13 protein-coding genes and 1 pseudogene are annotated in these 19096 nt (G+C 67.8%); 7 read left to right on the top strand and 7 right to left on the bottom strand.

What is annotated here, in order from left to right; genetic code table 11:
* The first annotated feature begins 44 nt into the window (after positions 1–44).
* Positions 45–1349, top strand: coding sequence for a glucuronate isomerase (locus AB1L88_RS15325; protein WP_367097546.1), 1305 nt, complete (start codon positions 45–47; stop codon positions 1347–1349).
* Positions 1350–1595: 246 nt separating this feature from the next.
* A complete protein-coding gene (locus AB1L88_RS15320) occupies positions 1596–2945 on the top strand; it encodes a hypothetical protein (protein ID WP_367097545.1) in 1350 nt (449 codons plus the stop codon).
* A gap of 105 nt (positions 2946–3050) precedes the next feature.
* Here the strand turns inward: AB1L88_RS15320 and AB1L88_RS15315 are convergent, their stop codons facing one another.
* The 5 genes from AB1L88_RS15315 to AB1L88_RS15295 form a co-directional block, all read right to left on the bottom strand.
* A complete protein-coding gene (locus AB1L88_RS15315; RefSeq protein WP_367097544.1) occupies positions 3051–4568 on the bottom strand; it encodes a DUF1559 domain-containing protein in 1518 nt (505 codons plus the stop codon).
* Positions 4569–4895: 327 nt separating this feature from the next.
* Positions 4896–6368, bottom strand: coding sequence for a hypothetical protein (locus AB1L88_RS15310; RefSeq protein ID WP_367097543.1), 1473 nt, complete (start codon positions 6366–6368; stop codon positions 4896–4898).
* Positions 6365–6901 (bottom strand): hypothetical protein, encoded by a 537-nt coding sequence (locus AB1L88_RS15305; protein WP_367097542.1) that lies wholly within the window; start codon positions 6899–6901, stop codon positions 6365–6367. The genes AB1L88_RS15310 and AB1L88_RS15305 overlap by 4 nt, the downstream gene beginning before the upstream one ends.
* Positions 6898–7413 (bottom strand): sigma-70 family RNA polymerase sigma factor, encoded by a 516-nt coding sequence (locus AB1L88_RS15300; protein ID WP_367097541.1) that lies wholly within the window; start codon positions 7411–7413, stop codon positions 6898–6900. Before AB1L88_RS15300 ends, AB1L88_RS15305 begins: the two co-directional genes overlap by 4 nt.
* Before the next feature lie 106 nt (positions 7414–7519).
* Positions 7520–8299 (bottom strand): aldolase/citrate lyase family protein, encoded by a 780-nt coding sequence (locus AB1L88_RS15295; RefSeq protein WP_367097540.1) that lies wholly within the window; start codon positions 8297–8299, stop codon positions 7520–7522.
* A 255-nt stretch (positions 8300–8554) separates the two neighbouring features.
* Here AB1L88_RS15295 and AB1L88_RS15290 point away from each other — a divergent pair, with 255 nt between their 5' ends.
* Together AB1L88_RS15290 and AB1L88_RS15285 are read left to right on the top strand one after the other, a co-directional pair.
* A complete protein-coding gene (locus AB1L88_RS15290; RefSeq protein WP_367097539.1) occupies positions 8555–9274 on the top strand; it encodes a hypothetical protein in 720 nt (239 codons plus the stop codon).
* A gap of 54 nt (positions 9275–9328) precedes the next feature.
* Complete coding sequence (locus AB1L88_RS15285; protein ID WP_367097538.1) at positions 9329–10303, top strand: C-terminal binding protein; 975 nt, start codon at positions 9329–9331, stop codon at positions 10301–10303.
* A 32-nt stretch (positions 10304–10335) separates the two neighbouring features.
* Here AB1L88_RS15285 and AB1L88_RS15280 read toward each other — a convergent pair whose 3' ends face one another.
* Entirely contained in the window at positions 10336–11016 is a 681-nt protein-coding gene (locus tag AB1L88_RS15280; RefSeq protein ID WP_367097537.1) for a Uma2 family endonuclease, read from the bottom strand.
* A gap of 383 nt (positions 11017–11399) precedes the next feature.
* On the opposite strand from AB1L88_RS15280, the gene AB1L88_RS15275 reads away from it, so the two are divergent.
* The 3 genes from AB1L88_RS15275 to AB1L88_RS15265 all read left to right on the top strand — a co-directional run bounded on the left by AB1L88_RS15275 (position 11400) and on the right by AB1L88_RS15265 (position 18434).
* Positions 11400–13913 (top strand): MMPL family transporter, encoded by a 2514-nt coding sequence (locus AB1L88_RS15275; protein WP_367097536.1) that lies wholly within the window; start codon positions 11400–11402, stop codon positions 13911–13913.
* 235 nt (positions 13914–14148) lie between these two features.
* Positions 14149–16308 (top strand): glycogen debranching protein GlgX, encoded by a 2160-nt coding sequence (gene glgX, locus AB1L88_RS15270; protein ID WP_367097535.1) that lies wholly within the window; start codon positions 14149–14151, stop codon positions 16306–16308.
* An 824-nt stretch (positions 16309–17132) separates the two neighbouring features.
* Complete coding sequence (locus AB1L88_RS15265; protein WP_367097534.1) at positions 17133–18434, top strand: hypothetical protein; 1302 nt, start codon at positions 17133–17135, stop codon at positions 18432–18434.
* A gap of 122 nt (positions 18435–18556) precedes the next feature.
* Here AB1L88_RS15265 and AB1L88_RS15260 read toward each other — a convergent pair.
* A pseudogene (locus tag AB1L88_RS15260) lies at positions 18557–19096 on the bottom strand (NDP-hexose 4-ketoreductase); the annotation flags it as partial.

Genomic DNA, 19096 nt, shown 5'->3' with positions numbered 1-19096 from the left:
TCTGATCCGTTCCGTTCCGAGTCGAGACGACCGAGGTCCCCGCGATGAGCACCACGCTGCCCCACGATCCCCAGGCCCGGGCCCTGTTCGAGCAGATCGCGTCCTGGCCGATCTACGACCCGCACTCGCACATCGACGCCCACAGCCCGGCGGCGCGGAACCTCGATGAAGTCCTCGGCTACCACTACTATACCGAACTGGCCCACTCGGCCGGGATGCCCGCCTCCGAGGTCGATCCCGGCCTCGACCCCTTCACCCGCGCCCGCAACCTCTCCCGGAACCTCCACCGGATCGACAACACGGTCCAGTATTCCTGGCTCCTCGAAATCGCCCGGACCTTCCACGGCTTCGAAGGCGACCGGATCGACGCCGACACCATCGACGACCTCTACCGCCGCGCCGACCACTCCCAGGACGGCGAGGCCTGGGACCGCTCCGTCTGGCAAACATCCCAGCTCGAGGCCGTCTTCCTGACCAACGACTTCGACGACCCGCTCGAAGGCTGGGACACCTCGACCTACGTCCCTTGCCTCCGCACCGACGACCTCGTCTTGAAGCTCCACGAGCCGAGGACCCTGCAACGGCTCATGGCCTCGACCAACGTGGATGTCGAGGACGTGAAATCGCTCCGCATGGCGATCGCCTCGCTCTTCGAATACTTCGTCGAGCACGGCGCACGGGCCTGCGCCATCAGCCTGCCCCCGGATTTCATCCCCAGGAAGGCCACGACTATCGCCTCGCAGAACTCCGTCCGACGGGCCTTGAAGCACATGGACCTGCGGCCCGACGAGCACGAGGAGATCCGATCCCTCGTCTTCTGGACCCTCGCCGAACTCTGCGCCGAGTGGAAGCTGCCGTTCGACCTGATGATCGGCCCGATCCGCAATGTCTACCCCGCCGGCGTCTCCGGCGGCCGCGACCTGTTCGACCGCCGCGTCAGCCTGCACGACTACGCCGAGCTGTTCAACCACTTCCCCGAGGTCACCTTCCCCGTCTCGACCCTCTCTCCCGATGCCGGGGCCGAGCTGGTCGCCTTCTCCTGGATCCTGCCGAACGTCGTGCCCAACGGCCACTGGTGGTACTCGAACGTCCCGGCCTTCATCGCCGCCGACCTCAAGGCCCGGCTCCAGGCCGTCCCCAAGACCAAGCAGGTCGGCTACTACTCCGACGCCTACAAGCTCGAATTCATCCTGCCGAAATTCAACATGTATCGCCGGTTGCTGGCCGAGTACCTCGCCGAGGATTGCATCCGAGGGCGCGGCTGGTCCGAGGACCGGGCGCTCGAGCTGGCCCGCCTGGTCCTGCTCGACAACCCTCGCCGCCTCTTCGCCCGGCCCGACGAGGCCTGAGCCGACCGCCGATCGGGCAACCGACCGGCCGCACCAATCGTCCGTCAGATTCGGCAACCCCCGGCAGATCGGTCGATCCCGGGGGACCAGACCCACTGACTCCCCCCTCGATTTGACCCGCCACCGATCGCGAGCAAACCTTACGACGACGGTCGAGCGGGCGCCGGATCGCCCGCGTCGGGGAGTCGTCTCTGCGCCCGAGAGGGGCAACGCAGTCCGGCCGAGTACCGGAAAAGGTGAGGCACCATGTCCAGACAGCGCAGCGACTTGCGACGGACGACAGCCCTTGGCGTCGGCGTCCTGCTCGGGGCTTCCTTCGGCCTCCCGGCGCTCGCCGAGGAGTTCCCGACGCCGGCCGACGTGCCCGCCTCGATCGTCGCCCCGGAGCCGCCGGACGAATCGCGCCTGGCCCAGCAGGACGTCGGACGCCCGCCCGGCGGGATCATGCGTCCCGATTTCGGCGCCGGATCCGGGGTGCCCGGGACCGAGCTCTCGCGCGAGGAGGTCGAGCAGATCGACGCCGAGTTGATCGAGAACATCCTCCTGATCAACGACCCGACCGAGCGCTCACTCGCGCTCGTCCAGGCGGCCCGCTACAAGATCGTCACCCGAGAGCTGGAGACCGCCCGGACGGCCCTCGATCGGGCGACCGAGTCCATCGAGCAGATGGCCGACCCGGTCCGGCGCGACCTGCGGCTGATCTCGACCAGCAAGGCCTTCGTCGAGCTCGCCCAGGAATCGATCAACGCCGCCGTCTCCGGGGTCCCAGGCATCCTCTCGCTGGAGCAGGAGCTCTCTCCCGAGCAGCGGATCGACGCGCTGCGACGAGGGCTCGACGCCTTCTCTCGGGCCAATGAACTGGCGGCCCGGATCGTCTCCATCGGCTATCGGCCCCAGACGATGTACTTCGCCGCCGAGCAGCAGGCCCTCGGCGGCCAGGCGATCGGCGTCGTCGCGTTCCGGAACCCCGGCCGCCTGGCCGATCAGCCCGAGGTCCTCGCCGACCTCCGCCGCATCTCGACCGACTACATCGAGCGGGCTGCGGCTTACGCCCAGACCATCGACGCCCCCGTCTGGCGCGACGTGACCCTGTCGGCCGTCACCTCCGCCGCCGCCAATTCGAATCAATTCCCCCTGGCCCGGCGGATCGCCCGATCGGTCCCCGAGCTGGAGATCCGCTTCCAGGCCCTGCTCACCGTCGCCGAGGCCGAGGTCCGCCGCGGATCGGCCGACCAGGCGACCACCGACTACGCCGAGGCCGCCCGCACCGTCGCCTCGCTCCCGATCGCCGACCTCCGCTCGACCCTCAACAATGTCCTGGTCGAGAGCCTGATCGCCGCCGGCCGCTTCCCCGACGCCCGCCGCTGCGTCGTCTTCTATCCGACCGAACTCGACCGCCTCGAAGCCCTCGGCGCCGTCGCCGAATCGATGGGCTCCCGCGGCCTCTCCGACGAGGCCCGCGACTGGATCTTCCGCGAGGTCCGCCCCGAGTATCGCGACCAGCTCTTCCGCCGCGTCAACGACGGCGTCCTCAGCACCCTCGAACGCTACGGCAACGACTCCTCCTACCTCGGTACTGACTCCAGGGCCTTCTGAACACGACGGCGACCTCCCTGACGAACGAATCACCGGGCGGATCGACCTCGCAACTCTGCGATGGCTGGCCCGCCCGGTTCGATTGCGCCCCGTGGCATCCCCCGATCAGAAATCATCCACGCTGATCACCTCGCCGCCCGAGATCGTCGTCAGGGCCTTGAGCACCTTGGGGTCGATCGTCTCGCGGAAGAACCTGGCTGCTCCATCGGCGAATCCCGCGACGAACCCCCCGGGGTGATTCCCGAGCAGCGCTGCAGGATCGGCTTCCTCGTCCACTTCCCAGTCATTCGGCATCGTCCAGACGACCGCGTGCGCCGGGTTCGCCTCGACGACCATGATCGTGTTCGAGGTCCCGTCGAGAATTTCCTTGAGCGCCACGCCCTCCGCTCCCGGGAAGATGGTGTCGCGTCCCCGGGGGACGAGATAGTTGGTCATCCCTTCCTCCAAGACACCTGGACCCCGGTAAAGTTCCGGCATCCGTCCGATCAGGGCCGCGTTGTGCGGGCTGTCCCACGGCTCATCGAGGTGGAATTGGTCATAAAGCGATTTCTGCTCGATGTGCGGCAGAATATGAACACGCCAGCTCAAGAGCGGTTTCCCGTCCTCGTCAACCGTATACGCGGGCGGGAAGGTCGATTTCTGATTGAAAGCGTAGTTGTGCATCGCCAGGCCGAAGGTCTTCATGGTGTTCATGCTCCGCGATCGCTTCGCCTCGGCGCGGGCCTTCCGCACGGGAGCCCCGACCAACTCCCCGGCCTGCTCCAGATCAGCGGCGAGCACCAGCCGGTCCCCATCGCCCTCAATCTCGATTCGCTCAAGGTTGCTCACAAATGCACTCATCGACTGGTCGTCCCCGAGCCCTTCGCCAAGCCGACTCATCGCCTCTCTGAATTCGGAAGCAAGGTCCCCGGCCGCCCTCGCATCGCTCGACTGGATGATCCCCCGCAGTCGAACGCCTGGCTCGGACTCCAGCCCTAGAACGGCCCACCGCATCCCCCGGGTGATCGGGGCGGTCTCCAGGCCGCCGAACGATTCGGGAAGCCTCGGCATCAGCTCCTCGATCACCCTCCGCTGGTTCGCGCTCGGGATGATCAGCAGCCGTGCCGGCCCGTCCCCCGAGGCGGCGAACGCCTCGTCCAGCTCCGGCCGCGGCGTCGCCCCGGCAGCTCGAATCCGCTCCAGGGCCGCATCCGACCCCGCGAAGACGGCCCCCCGGATGATCGCGCAGGTCGGCCACGCAACAGGAGGCTCCCCCTCGGCGTCTCCGCAGAGAATCCGGCCGATCGCCTCGCCGTCGCTCCCCTCGGCCAGCGGCACGACGACCACCGGCAACCCGGGCAGGTCCGCCGGGTCAACAAGCACATACAAGGCCTCCGCCCCGGCCCCCCGGAGCGCCTCGACCCAGGCCACGACCCCCGCCTTGGCCTCGTCGATCTCCCCCGGTTCCAGCACCCCCGACAGCACCCGATCGGCCAGGTCGTCCAGGTCGAGCCGAGCCAGATCCACGTGTAAGACCGCGAACACCTCCGCCCGCACGAACGGGGCGATCGCCTCCGCCCTCGGGTCCTCCGGGGGCGGGATCATCGTCGCGGCGAGGATCGTGATTGTGGAAAGAACACTCATGTTCGATCGCTCCGAGTAAGGAAATGATGGAATTTCAACCCGTTAACCTGCTGATTCGTCGCACCGCTTCCCGTCCCGATGGGTCGGCTCCGGGTGCCCCGGGTTCCGCGTCAGCGGACCCCGGGCGGAACACCATGGGCCAGCCGACCCTGTGCCCGGAATCCGCTGGCGCGGAACCCGGGGTACCCGGCGTGTTGGCGAGATCGAGGGATGTGATCCCACGATTTTTGAGTGGAAGCTGTCGTAGGGTGCTGTCGAGTCTTCGAAGACGCACCAATGCCCGTCGCAAACCGTACGGTCCGTCTCTCGGACTTCACGCACCGGCGTTCAATCCGCCATTCGCAAGCGGTAGTTGATCCGATAGGCGGGGATATCCGGCCCGCCGGGGATCGGCGGGGCCGTCAGAGCCGCCTCATCCCCCTCATCCCCCTCGACCTCGTAACCGAACGGTTCTCCCGTGGCCGGGTCGAGCGGCGTGGGGACCTCCTCGATCGCCTCCAGGCTCGGCGGGAATCGGCCGTCGTGTGCCTCGGCGTACAACCGGATCGCCTCGACGCACCGCAGCGCGGCCAGTCGCCGATCGACCTGCGTCTGGGCCATGAGGACGGAATTCAAGGCGGGCGAGACGAGCAAGAACAGCGAGAGGCCCGGCCTGGCAAGCTTCTCCTCGATCGTCCGGTAGGAATACGTCGCGTCGATCCTCCGATTGGCTTCCCTGGCGGGCAGACTCACCCACTTGTACACGTCATCGCTCAGGGCGACGTAATCGCGCCAGGCGAGGATGCCGACGACCTGGATTGCCGGCATCGCCTCGACCTCCGCCTCATCTCGGCCCGATTCGACAAGTTCCCGCTTCGCCTCGGGGTAATTCCGTGCAATCAGGCCGGTCAGGAACAGGGCCATCGATCCCTGGTCGGAGGGGGCGGAACCCGTCCATCCCTGGAGCTGCTCGGCCAGGCTGTCGAGGAAGATCCTCCCCCGCTCGGCGCTCCAGGCCGGGCCGTCCAGTTCGAGCAAGTCGGGGAACATCCGTTCGACGAGCGATCGCTCCCCTTCAATCGCCTCGTCCAGCTCGATCATCGGCCCTGGCAGGTTCGCGAGTGCCCAGTACAAGGACGGCGTCCCTTTGGCCTGGATCAGTTCCGTGAGGTCGTTTGACATGACTCCAGCGATCACGATCCCGACGAACGCCTGGACGAGCGACGAGCCCTCGCTCACGTGGCGGGCCATCGCGTAGCCGGTCCGCAGCCAGTGAACCGCGTCCTCGGTATTCCCCTCCAGGATCGCCATCCGGGCCCGGAGTGAAACCAACCGAGCCAGCGACCGCGACTCCTGCACCTCGGGCAAGAGCAGCTCGATCGTCTCCGGCCGGTTGTCGAAGCCCCAATCGCAATCACGACGAAGGACGCCGAGTTCCACCTCCCGCAAAATGGACGCATAGCGATCAAGCAGTGCCTGGGCCTCTTGTCGGGGGATCGCGTCGATCGGGCCGTTGATCCAATCGGAGAGCCCGATTTCCGCAATCTCGGACTGCTCCTTTCCCATGCGTCGGGCCTCGTACCGCTCGGCGTTCCGCTGTTGCTGGAGCATCAACAGAGCACGATGGTAGAACACCGCCGCGTTGCCCGGGACGAGGTCGCGGCGTTTGGGGAGGAGGGTGTATTTCAAGGCCGGGCTCGGCTCGCCGGCCGGGCGGAGGGTCAGGACGGTCGGCCCGTCCTCGTCCGACTGGCCGAGGGCAGTCCCGGGCGAAGGCAGGGACATCACTCCGGCAAAAAACGCGAGAATCCAACGATTCATGACGGTTGTCCCCACTGAAGAAGGCGGTTCAGTTCGGCCCGGGACGCCCGGGCGGTCGGCGTGGTCGATTCCCCCCCGGCATGCATGGCGACGGGCAGGGGAGGGGGCTCCGGCAGGCCCTCGATGCCGAGCCGAAGCACCCGCATCCGCACGGCCGCGGGCGAGGTGTCCGACGGGCCTGGCAAGGGCCGATCGAACGCGGCCGATTCCTTCCGGCTCGATCGGTGCAGGATCACCACCTCGGCGGGCGGCTCCGGAATCGGCTCGCGTGGGGTCGGGGGTTCCTGGTCGGGTGGTGATTCCGCCACAACAACCCGCTCGACCATCCGCGGCCCGGCCTCCGGGCGATGCACGAGGATCGCCGCCTCGCCCAGCGCCACCACGGCGAAGGCCGCCGCGATCGACGGCCAGGCGAACCGCTCGGCCGCGGATCTCCGCACCGAGGCCCGCCCGGCCAGGAACATCAGGCGGTCGCGGTCGATCGTGCCCCGGGTGGGGGCGAGCGACCCGAGCGCGGCCTCAATCGCGTTCAATCCCCCCTCGGGCGGGAGGTCCGGCTTCGGGTCGGACATGGCACCCCCAGGCGTTGTCTCAGGGTCTTCAATCCGGATTGGTACAGGCGATGCGCGGCACTCGACGATCGGCCGCTCATCGCCCCGATTTGCTCGAAGGTCAGGCCGCCCCACAGGTGCGCGACGATCGCCTCGCGCTGCTCGATCGGCAAGGCGCGCAAGGCGACCTCGGCCGCCTCGGGGTCGATCGTCCCGGCGTCTGGCGGGGATGCCTCGAACCAGTCGGGCGACCTGGCGGCGGCGTTCGACTCGTGCCGGCGGCGGCGTCGGGCGGCCTTCGCCGCGTTGATCGCCCCGTTGCGGACGGCCCGGAAGAGCCACGCCGCCGGGTTCTCCGGCGTCGGGCGCTGGCCAGCCAGGGCCACGAACGCCTCCTGTACGACATCCTCCGGGGCGTCGCACCACTGCCTGGCGAACAGGACCAACGCATCGGCGTGCCGGTCGATCAGCCTGCCGATCTGGTGCGGGTCCATATGCCGAGCATCCCGAGGTCCGACGTGTCGTCACTATCCCTTTGACAACAGTCGGATGGTTTCATCCCGGGATTCTTCCAGGTTTTTTTCTCGGACCGGTGCGTTCTCAATCCTCCTGGAAGAACGCTTCGTAGCGACGCTTCATCGTCCGGACCCCCTCGTGCAGGGCATGCACGTCGAAACCAAACACGAACATTTTGCAGCCGAGCTTCGCCATCCGATCGGCGTACTCGGGACCCCGGGGGACGACGCCCCAGGGCTTTCCGGCGGCTCGGCAGGCGTCGGCAATGCGCTCGATCGTCTCGAGGCACTTCGGGTGTTCGAACTGGCCGGGGACGCCGAGCACCTGGCTGATGTCGGCCGGGCCGACGAACAAAAGATCCACGTCGGGCACGGCGGCGATCTCGGCGATCGACTCGATCGCGCCGGCCGTCTCGATCTGGATGCCGACAAATGTGTCGGCGTTGGCCTTCTCGACGTACTCGGCCAGGGGCGTGAGGCCGAATCGGCCGTCGCGGTTGCCGCCGTTCATGCCGCGTTCGCCCCTCGGCCAGAACTTGGCCCAGCGCACGGCCCGCTCGGCCTCCTCGGGCGATCGGACCATGCTGACCATCACCCCGCCGGCGCCGATCTCCAGCGGCCGCATGATCGAGGCGTAATCGGTCGCCGGCATCCTCACGAAGTGATCGAGGCCATAGCCCCGGGCGGCGACGACGGCCGTCTCGATCTCCCGGAGGCTCAGGCCCGAGTGCTCCTGGTCGAGCCAGAGGCCGTCGTAGCCGCCGTGCTCGCCGATGATCTCCACGAGCTTCGGGTGGAACAACTGACCGACGCCGAACAATCGGACGGTCTTCCCTTGCGCCAGGCGGTCCTTGATACGTGGCATGATCGCAGCGGGCCTCGGATACGCTCAAACGGGTGGAGGTCATCGGACGCAATTTTTTGGAATCGCCCGATTCTAATGCCTTGCAAACTCCAAGGCGCGGGGCAAGTGGTGCCGACGCCACAGGACCGCTCCAACCCGTTTGAGATCCGGCACGGCGGGTTGATCCGGGCGATGCGATCGTGGATAACCGATCTATGCTCGAAGGGGATGTCTTGCAGTGCTCAAGCAATCGGCAACGAGGAGCGAGGCGCAAGGGTGATCGACTGGGCTCGCGAACAGACTGGTGGGCGGATCCGCCTGGCCACCGGCCCGTTTCTCTGGTGGAGCTTCGCCATCCTGGCCCTGACCGGGGAACTGGCCTTGTGGATGGCGATCCACCGCCAGGCCCGGGGGTTCCCGGCGGGGCTCCGCCTGGCCTGGCTCCTCGGCTACACGCCGAGGACGGTCTTCATGGCCTTCGTGCTGGCCGCGCTGCTGACCGTCGTGGTCGATGTCCTGGTCAAAATGCTCCTCGATCTCCCCATGCGCCGATGGCTGACCCCGCGGAACGATCGCGAGGACGACGCCTACCAGGGCTTCGGGTTCCACCTCGGCCCCACCGAGCGGGTGCTCGACGAGGTCCCGGCCCGCCTGCTCGCCCGCCCGAAGTCCTTGCCGGGGACGCTCGCCCTGACCGATCGCCGGGTCTGGTTCTTCCCCTCCGCCTGGGATGCCGAGCCGTGGTCGCTCCCCCGCGATCAGGTCCGGTCGGCGACCGTCGTGCCCCCCTCGGGGTTCCTGAGCAAGCTGCTCCGGGGGCTTCCCCCCCAGATCCACCTCGATCCCGGCCCCCGGGCCGGGCCCCAGGGCGAGTTCGATCGCTACGCCGACCCCGACTCCGACCTCGATCCGCGTGTCAGGTTCATCCTCGCCGAGCCTCGCCGGGTTCGATCCTGGTTCGGTGCCCAGCCCTTCGGCGTCTCCCGACGGGCCTGAGCGAGCCTGTTGCCCGTTCCCTCCCCCCTCCCCAATGCGTGCCGAGTCCCTCCCATGGCCGACCGTTTCCGGGTCCTCGTGACCGATTTCCTCACCGAATCCGAGGTGGAACTCCCCATCCTCGACGAGCTCGCCCAGGTCGAACTGGCCTGCGCCCACGAGGAAGCCGAGCTGTTCGACCGCCTGCCGACCGCCGATGCCCTGATCGTCTACCACGACGTCCCGATGCTCACCGAGGCCACCATCAACCGCCTCGACCGCTGCCGGGGGATCGTCCGCGCCGGCGTCGGCTACAACAACATCGACATCGAGGCGGCCGGGCGGCGGGGCATCCCCGTCTGCAACGTGCCCGACTACGGCGCCGAGGAAGTCGCCGATCACGCCATCATGATGCTCCTGGCCGTCGTCCGTCGCCTCGTGCCGTGCCACAACTCGATCGTCGAGGGCGACTGGGAGGTGCCGATCGTCTACGGCGTCCCCCGTCTCCGCGGCCGGACGATCGGCCTGGTCGGCTGCGGGCGGATCGGCACCGCCACGGCGATCCGGGCGAAGGCGTTCGGGCTCGACGTGGTCTTCTACGACCCGCACGTCTCCCCCGGCTTCGAGAAGGCCCTGGGCGTCCGCCGCACCGAGTCGATCGAGGAGCTGTTCGAGCAGAGCCAGTTCGTCAGCGTCCACTGCTACCTCGACGCCTCGTCGCACCACCTGGTCAATGCCAAGCGGCTCGCCCTGATGCCCGAACACGGGGTCCTGATCAATACCGCCCGCGGGCCGATCGTCGACCAGGAGGCCCTGCTCGCGGCGCTCGACTCCGAGCACCTCGCCGGCGCCGGGCTCGACGTGGTCGAACGCGAACCGCTCGACGACGACCGCCTCCGCCGCCACCCCCGCGTGCTCCTGACCCAGCACGTCGCCTTCTACAGCGTCGAGGGGTTCATCGAGATGCGCCGCAAGTCGGCCGAGGAGGTCCGCCGGCTCCTCCTCGGCCAGCCGCTCCGCTGCCTCGTCAACCAGCCGGCGCCGCGTTGACGGGCGATCCATCCGATCGCGCCGTGTGCCGATCAATCCAACGCGTCCGGGTCGATCCCCAACGCCCTGAGCTTCTCCGCCAGCCGATCCGCCCGGAGCCGCTGCTGCTCCTCGCCCCGGGCCAGTGCGTCGCGCTGCTCGGCCAGTTCCAGGTAGGTCAAGAAGCGCCGGCCATCGGGTCCGATCAGGGCGAAGGCGTCGTCGGTCAGCTCGAAGCGGACGCCCAGCCTCGGGCTGACCATGCCGGCGGGATCGGGGATCGGCACGAGCCTCTCCCCCTCGCGTCGGTAGGCGGCAAAGGTGTTGCGGTCGGGGTCGTAGACATAATATTCCTCGACGCCGAACCGCTCGTAGAACTGGAGCTTGCGGCGCATTTCTCCGGCCCGATTCCCAGGGGAGAGCACCTCGAAGACCACCTGAGGGGCGATCCCCCCTTCGTCCCACTGCCTGTACGACCCCCGGTAACCCTTCGGCCGACCGAAGGCCACCAGGGCATCCGGCGCGGTCCGAGTCTTATTGTCCCCCTCGATCGGGTACCAGAGCAGGTCGCCGGCCACGAAGACATCGGCCCGATCGCGGAAGAGCGCATCGAGTCCTTCCTTGATCGTGACGATCCACTGGAACTGGAGCGTGTTCTCCGCCATCCGCTTACCGTCGCTGTCGGGATACTCGACCTGCGACGCGGCGGCCTTCGAGCCGAGGCGGGTCGACATCGGGACTCCCTCCCGTTCGCGAAAAAAAAAAGGGATCGAGACGATGAACACCTGTCATCCCCGCCGACCATCGTAATGCCCCCCGGTGCCGGTGTCGAGCCGCCCGCCGGAGCGTCCTTTCCCCATTCAACGTTGGACTCGAAACCACCATCCTGCCGATCTCAACTCGGGAACGATCAACGGCCGCCTGCAATCCCGTTCGGTGACAACCTCGGTGAGTGATGCAAGATGGGGAAGTTCCGAGCGGTTTTGACAGCTCGAACGAATTCGACTATCGTGTCTGCCAACGACTTACGCAGGCCAACGCCCGAGCGAGACTCTGAGCATCTCCCCGGATCGCGAGGGACGCGATCCCGAGGTCGGCCAGCGCCTGGAATCCGTCCATGATCTTCGACCTGATCGCACGACTGGTGATCCGCCGGGGCCTCCTTCTCGTGCTGGCCTGGATCGCCCTGGCGTTCGCGCTCAACCGCTACGCCCCGTCCTGGGACGAGGTGAGCCTCGACGACGACGTCCGGTTCTTTCCGGCCGGTTCGCTCAGCGTCGAGGGGCAGACCCTGCTCGAACGCGGCTTCCCCGAGGCGACCGAGTCCACCGCCGTCGTGGCCGTCGAGCGGGCCGAAGGGCCGCTGACCGCCGACGACCTGGCGTTCATCGGCACCCTGGCCGATCGGCTCAAGGGGCTCATCGGCCCCGAGTTCGACATCGCCACCGTGACCGACTACCGCGACCGCTACATGGATTCGATCCTCATCGGCGGCAATGGGGTCGAGGGGGGCGGTCAGGCCGCGCTCACCCTGGTCGGGATCGAGGCAACCTACGCCAGCAAGCAGGCCAGGCTCACGGTCAACGCCATCGAGGGAGTGATCGACGACCTCGCCGGCGCCGTCCCCTCGGGCCTCCGGCTCGCCCTGACCGGATCGGCCGTCGTCGGCCACGACATGAACGAGTCGTCGAACGCCAGCATCGACACGACGACCTACGCCACCATCGCCCTGGTCATCGCTATCCTGCTGGCCGTCTATCGGTCGCCCCTGCTGGCCCTGATCCCGCTGCTCACGATCGCCCTGTCGGTCTTCATCTCGCTCAAAGGCTTGCCGACGCTCCGCTGGGTCCCCGGCCTCGACTTCCAGGTCATCAACGTCACGAAGGTCTTCGTCATCGTCGTCCTGTTCGGGGCCGGGACCGATTACTGCCTCTTCCTGATCGCCCGATACCGCGAGGAACGCGCCCACGGCCACACCATCCCCGAGGCCCTCGGCATCGCCATCCGGCAGGTCGGCGCCGCCCTGGTCGCCAGCGCCGGCACGGTGATCGTCGGCCTGGGCATGCTCTGGTTCTCCAGCTTCGCCAAGATCCAGTACAGCGGGCCGGCCATCGCCCTGAGCCTCGCCGTCGCCCTGCTCGCGGCCCTGACCCTGGCGCCGGTCCTGCTCAAGTGGTTCGGCCGGACGATCGACTGGCCCTTCGGCCCCCCCCCCGTCGTCCGGGCCGAGGTCGAGGCCGCGGCCGAGGCCCACCACCTCCGCGACGGAGTGCCCGACCAGGCCGCCGCCGCCCTGAAGGGCCCCTGGGGGCGGGTCGCCAACCTCGTCGCCCATCGCCCGGGGATCATCCTCGCCGTCAGCCTGCTGTCGCTCGCCCCGCTGGCCGTCTACGGCACCAGGGTCACCTCCAATTACGGGCAGCTCTCCGACCTGCCCAACTCGGCCCCGAGCAAGATCGGCGCCCGCCTGATCCGAGACTACTTCCCGATCGGCGAGCTCGGCCCCACCACCCTGCTCGTCCACGCCCCCGGCCTCGACTTCCGCGACGACGAGGGCCGGCAGGTCCTCGCCGACCTCTCCGAACGCCTCGAAGCCCTGCCCGAGGTCGCCCGCATCCGATCCCTCTCCCGGCCCCTCGGCGAGCCGCTCGAAGAGACCATCCGGCTCTCGTCCGAGGAACAGGCCCTGCCCGGCTTCCTCCGCCGGCCGATCGAGCAGGCCCGCAACGCCCTGATCGAGCGCGGCTATCAGGCCGCCGAGCCGGTCTACGTCAGCACCCGCCCCGCCGATCCGTCCGACCTCGGCTCCATCTCCCGCATCGACATCCTCCTGGCCATCGACCCCTTCTCCGAGGACGGGATGGACGCCCTCAACGCCATCCAGCGCGAGGTCAACGCCCTGACCGCCGCCGAGGCCGGGCCGCTCGCCGGGGCCGAGGTCGGCTATGCCGGCTCCACCCCCATGCTCTACGACCTGCGATCGTCCATCGGCAACGACCAGAAGCGGATGTACGTCCTGGTCACGCTCGGCGTGTATGCGATCCTCGTCCTCCTCCTCCGCCGCCCCGGCATCTGCCTCTACCTGATCGCCACGGTCGTCCTCGGCTACCTCGCCACCCTCGGCCTGACCGACCTCGTCTTCCAGGCGTTGCACGAGGGCCCCGAACCCTGGCAGGGGCTCGACTGGAAGGTCAGCTTCTTCCTGTTCGTCATCCTGGTGGCCGTCGGCGAGGACTACAACATCTTCCTCATGTCTCGCGTCCTGGAGGAGGAAGACGGGCACGGCCCGATCGACGGCACCCGCCGCGCCGTCGCCGCCACGGGCGGCATCATCAGCTCCTGCGGCCTGATCATGGCCGGGACGTTCGGCTCGATGCTCACCGGCAAGCTGCTCGCCCTCCGGGAGCTGGGCTTCGCCCTGGCCGTCGGCGTCCTGCTCGACACCTTCATCGTCCGGCCGATCCTCGTCCCGGCCTTCATCATCCTCCTGGAACGGATCCGGGCCCGGTTCTCGTCAGGCGGCCGGGGCCGATCGCTGCCTTCCCGAGAGGAACCCGCCCCGGCCGGCGGAGCCCCGTCGGTGCTCCGCGTCGATTACGGCATCGCCTCGCGGCACACCCCCCGCCGTTGATTGCCCGAGTCGGCCCGGCGTCCCGGGCCCTCGGCGCATGATTTGCAACTGCGCTGTCCCGGTGGCCCAATCCTCGAGTCGCGACACTCCTCCCTCCCCGGCGCCGTGAACTGAACCCCCTGCCTGCCGACGTCGCGGGCGAGTACACTCGATCGCCGTGTTCGCGAGCGCCCCGAAGCGTCTGCCGACGATCGGGCCCCGGTTCTTCCCCATCACCGATCTTTGGAATCCACCGATGAGAGTCTGGCCGGGACAACCCTACCCCCTGGGCGCCACCTGGGACGGCACCGGAGTCAACTTCGCCCTGTTCTCCGAAAACGCGACCAGGGTCGAACTCTGTTTGTTCGACTCGGTCGATGCCGAGCGCGAATCGCAGCGAATCCCCCTGACCGAATGCACCGACCTCGTCTGGCATGCCTACCTGCCCGACCTGATGCCCGGCCAGCTCTACGGCTACCGGGTCCACGGGCCATACGACCCGGCCCACGGGCACCGCTTCAACCCGAACAAGCTGGTGCTCGACCCCTACGCCAAGCTCATCGGCCGCCGACTCAGGTGGGACGACTCCCTGTTCGGCTACCCGATCGGCGGCTCGGACCTCGACTTCGACGAGCGCGACAGCGCCCCGTTCGCCCCGCTCGCCCAGGTAATCGACCCCTCCTTCACCTGGGGAGACGACCGCCCCCCGAAGACCCCCTGGCACAAGACCCTCTTCTACGAGTCGCACGTCAAGGGGCTGACCATGCGTCACCCCGACGTCCCCGAGCACATGCGCGGCACCTACCTCGGCGTCGCCAGCGAGCCGATCCTCCGCCACCTGAACGAGCTGGGCGTCACCGCCATCGAACTGCTGCCCGTCCACCACCACGCCGACGACCGCTACCTCGAGGAAAAAGGGCTGGTCAACTACTGGGGCTACAACACCCTCTCCTTCTTCGCCCCCCACATCAGCTACGCCGAGGAGCATCCGGTCCTCGACGCCGTCCAGCAGTTCAAGAGCATGGTCCGCGGCCTGCACTCGGCCGGCATCGAGGTCATCCTCGACGTCGTCTACAACCACACGGCCGAGGGGAACCAGAACGGCCCGACCCTCTCCTGGCGAGGCGTCGACAACGCCGCCTACTACATGCTCTCCCCCGAGGACCCGCGCTACTACATGGACTTCACCGGCTGCGGCAACGTCCCCAACATGTCGCACCCGCGCGTCCTGCAGATGATCATGGACAGCCTGCGCTACTGGGTCACCGAGATGCACGTCGACGGCTTCCGGTTCGACCTGGCCAGCACCCTCGCCCGGGAGCTCTACGAGGTCAACCGCCTCGGATCCTTCTTCGACATCATCCACCAGGACCCGGTCCTCTCGCAGGTCAAGCTCATCGCCGAGCCCTGGGACGTCGGGCCGGGCGGCTACATGGTCGGCAACTTCCCCCCCGGCTGGGCCGAGTGGAACGGCATCTACCGCGACGAGATCCGAGACTTCTGGCGCGGCCAGGAATGCACCGCCAACGAGCTGGCCACCCGCCTCTCCGGCTCCAGCGACCTGTACCAGAACGACGGCCGCAAGCCCTACGCCAGCGTCAACTTCATCACCTGCCACGACGGCTTCTCACTCCGCGACCTCGTCTCCTACAACGAGAAGCACAACGAGGCCAACCACGAGGGCAACCGCGACGGCTCCGACGACAACCGCTCCTGGAACTGCGGCGTCGAGGGGGAGACCGACGACCCCGCGATCAAGGCCCTGCGCGCCCAGCAAATGCGCAACTTCATCGCCACCCTCTTCTTCTCGCAGGGCGTCCCCATGATGCTCGCCGGCGACGAGATCATGCACACCCAGGGCGGCAACAACAACACCTACTGCCAGGACAGCGAGATCAGCTGGCTCGACTGGGACCTCGACGACGACCGCCGCGAGTTCCTCGAATTCGTGCGCAAGGTCAGCCGGATCTGGCGGGCCTTCCCCGTCTTCCAGCGCCGGAACTTCTTCAAAGGGCGGGCGATCCGGGGCGAGGACGTCAAGGATCTCTCATGGCTCGACCCCTCGGGCCAGGAGATGGGAGACGAGGCCTGGGACGCCGGCTTCGTCCGGTGCATCGGCATGAGGCTCGCCGGCGACGCCATCGGCGAGGTCGATGAGCGCGGCGAGCCGATCGTCAGCGAGACGGTCCTCGCCCTGTTCAACGCCCACTGGGAGCCGGTGCCCTTCGTCCTCCCCGAGCACCAGCCGGAACGGATCTGGGAGGTCCTCCTCGACACCGCCGACGCCGACCCCGTCTGCGAGACCTTCGAGCGGGGCCACGCCTACGACCTCAAGGGCCGCTCCGTCGTGCTCCTCCGCCTCCGGGACCGCGACGAGACCCCCGCCGATACGTTCACGAGCGCGGCCGGCGACTGATCGACGCGCCGTCGGGGCTGGCCCCTCGGCCCCGGCATCGCACCCGATCGTGCGTCAACCCCGCCCTCCCCGGTGCGATGGCAAGGCCCTTCCCGAGGGCCCGAGCGCGCGACGCTCGGGAAGGGCTCGATCCCCCTCGGTCGTCCCGGCCGGCCGACGGCGCCGGCCCTCGCCGGAATCCCGCCCGATCCCCAGCCCGATTTCTCCCCCTCCCCTCGACTCGTCTCGATCCTCGCCGTCGCCCGACGCCACGCCGATCGCCCCCACGCCCTCCTCGGTCCGATCGGCCAATCGTGATGGGTCGACCGCCGGGCGGCCCGCGAGAGGCCCGCGAACATTCTCCGTCGCCCGAATTCACCATCGCGCTTATCGCGCTCTATGGTTGGATCAGTCGATCGGGTGATCCGGTCTGATCGAGCACACTCCCGCCGGAGAGCGGGCACGGAGCGAGCCGGATCTGTCTGCCGAGGAGTCGGCAAGACAAGCTATAAAAGGCTGTTTCATTTCGTCGACGGTGACGAGTTCGCGCCGCGGTCTGATCGTCCGAATCAAACGCCATTGCGCGTTGATGGAGCGGTATTTCCTTGGGATTTCCGCCATGAAAGGGCGAATGATGGCACGGATCTGGCCATCCGCGCATCAAAAAAATCGTTGATGCATCGTCGTGGAAATTTGCCAAGATTTGCCGGTTTGGCCTCTCGACAGAGGGATACGGCGATCGTTAGTTTCGTTGCCCGGACGGCCCGGAATGCCGCCGACGTCGACGTCGAGCCACCGTCCCCCGACCGTTCGCAGATGACCTGACGCACAAAGGAGAAATCACGTTGACACGCTTGCAGCAATGCCTCGCGACGGCGCTCTGCTTGGTCTGCATCGCGAGTGAGGCCCGATCCCAGGACGCGATCCCGGTCGGGCCCTGGTTCACCTACCACCCCGAGCAGTACGCCGTGATCGACACCGACACCGGCCTGGCCTGGCCCGCCGGCGAGGCGCTGCTGCCGCCGCCGTACGGTCAGATCCTGCTCCAGGGGAAATACCCCTGGGTGGCGACCTCTGGTCTCCGCGATTTCGAGGCGACCAAGTACGCCGCAGGCCATTCGAACTGGCGGCTCCCGACCGTCGCGGAGCTCCAGACCGCCCGAGAGCATGGCCTGTACGATGCCCTCGTCGAGGTCGCCAGGCTGGAAGGCAATCCCTACCCCATGCCGGTCGCCCGCTACGGCTACTTCGGCTCCTGGGCCAGCGATCAATCGAGCACGAATCAGCGGGCCTGGGTGAATTTCATCGCCCCGCCGAAGAATGTGGTCATGTGGTGGCCGACCCATTGGGGGTCCCGCCAGTTCCTGCCCGTGCGTGAGACCGCCGCGCCGACGCCCATCCTCTGGGCCGACAACATCCAGGAGGGGCAGCAGCGGCCCTGGGGGTTCAGCGGGTACTCCACCCAGTACAACGGGAAGACCGTCGCCCCGAGCGACGCCAACGGCGCGAACCTGTCCAAGGTCCCCGACCCCGCCGGCGGCCCCGGCTTCGCCATGCGGCACTTCGCCGTCTTCGGGCCGAAGGTCGGCCGGTCGCAGGCAGGTCTCTACAGCTTCTCCAACCCGGCCTTCGCCAAGCAGGCAAAGAGCGAAGAAGGGGTCTACCTCGCCCAGGAGTGGTACTTCCCCGAGGTCCTCCGCGCCGGAGGGCGGTCGGGGCCCTGGATCAGCCTCCTCGATTGGCATTCGGTCGGCCCGAACGGCTCGAACCGCTGGCACACGTCGCCCGGCCTGTTCCTGGCCCAGGACGGCTCGATGCGCGTTCGACTGGATTGGAATTACGGGATGACCGGCAACCCGGGCAGCGCCTGGTCGACCATCCCCCTTCCCGTCGGCCGTTGGTTCGACGTCGAGATGTACTACAAGTGGACCACCGGGCCGACCACCATCAAGATCTGGATCGATGGCAAACTCGCCCTCGAACAGACCGTCCCCCGGACTCGCCACCCGAATCACAACGTCGTGGAGAACTATGTGAAATTCTACGGCGCGTCGCCGATCACGTCCCCCTGGTCCCCGACCCCCAGCGTCCGCTACTCCCGCAACGTCCGGATCGCGGCCGATCGCATCTGGCCCGGCGGGCAATAACCCAGGCGATGCAGCGTCCCTCGGCCGGCAACACTACAAAAAGCGGGGTGGAGTCATGCTCCACCCCGCTTTTTGGTATTGGCCTGTCACGCCGCAACGGTGTTGCGGGCCGGGCAGGGGTGTCAGTCCGAGCCGCCTTCTTCGCCGCTCGGCTGCCCCTCACCCGAGGAGGCCGAGCCGGCACCGGCCAGCGCTTCCTCCCCCTTGGTCGTGGCCTCGAAGACGAGCTTCGGGCCGTCCTCGGTGTCGCCGACGGTGACGGTCAGGGTGTCCTTGCCCTTGAACTCGCCCCGGAGGATCGACTCGGACATCGGGTCCTCGATCATGTTCTCGATCGCCCGGCGGAGCGGCCGGGCACCGTAATCGGGGTTGAAGCCCTTGTCGATGATGTAATCCTTCGACTCCTCGGTGAGGATGAGCTGCAACCCCCGGTCGGCCAGGCGCTGGCGGACCTTCGTCAGCTCGATGTCGATGATGTGCTTCAGGTCCTCCCGCGTCAGGTTGTGGAAGACGATGATGTCGTCCAGGCGGTTGAGGAACTCCGGGCGGAAGTACTTCTCGATGGCGACCTTCAGCCGCTCCTTCATCTCCTCGTAGTTGCTCGGGTCGTCCATGTTCCGGCCGAAGCCGAGGACGTTCGACTGCGAGGTGGCCTCGACGCC

The organism is Tautonia sp. JC769 (assembly GCF_040717455.1).
In the GTDB taxonomy this organism is placed as follows: Bacteria; Planctomycetota; Planctomycetia; order Isosphaerales; family Isosphaeraceae; genus Tautonia.
The sequence above is the reverse complement of the archived record's forward strand: the minus strand, read 5'-3'. Positions and strand labels throughout refer to the sequence as shown.

What these genes read in the sequence shown, in the direction of transcription:
- AB1L88_RS15325 (WP_367097546.1), top strand. Translation starts at nt 45, where the DNA reads ATGAGCACCACGCTGCCCCACGATCCCCAGGCCCGGGCCCTGTTCGAG.
- AB1L88_RS15320 (WP_367097545.1), top strand. Translation starts at nt 1,596, where the DNA reads ATGTCCAGACAGCGCAGCGACTTGCGACGGACGACAGCCCTTGGCGTC.
- AB1L88_RS15315 (WP_367097544.1), bottom strand. Translation starts at nt 4,568, where the DNA reads ATGAGTGTTCTTTCCACAATCACGATCCTCGCCGCGACGATGATCCCG.
- AB1L88_RS15310 (WP_367097543.1), bottom strand. Translation starts at nt 6,368, where the DNA reads ATGAATCGTTGGATTCTCGCGTTTTTTGCCGGAGTGATGTCCCTGCCT.
- AB1L88_RS15300 (WP_367097541.1), bottom strand. Translation starts at nt 7,413, where the DNA reads ATGGACCCGCACCAGATCGGCAGGCTGATCGACCGGCACGCCGATGCG.
- AB1L88_RS15295 (WP_367097540.1), bottom strand. Translation starts at nt 8,299, where the DNA reads ATGCCACGTATCAAGGACCGCCTGGCGCAAGGGAAGACCGTCCGATTG.
- AB1L88_RS15285 (WP_367097538.1), top strand. Translation starts at nt 9,329, where the DNA reads ATGGCCGACCGTTTCCGGGTCCTCGTGACCGATTTCCTCACCGAATCC.
- AB1L88_RS15280 (WP_367097537.1), bottom strand. Translation starts at nt 11,016, where the DNA reads ATGTCGACCCGCCTCGGCTCGAAGGCCGCCGCGTCGCAGGTCGAGTAT.
- AB1L88_RS15275 (WP_367097536.1), top strand. Translation starts at nt 11,400, where the DNA reads ATGATCTTCGACCTGATCGCACGACTGGTGATCCGCCGGGGCCTCCTT.
- glgX (WP_367097535.1), top strand. Translation starts at nt 14,149, where the DNA reads ATGAGAGTCTGGCCGGGACAACCCTACCCCCTGGGCGCCACCTGGGAC.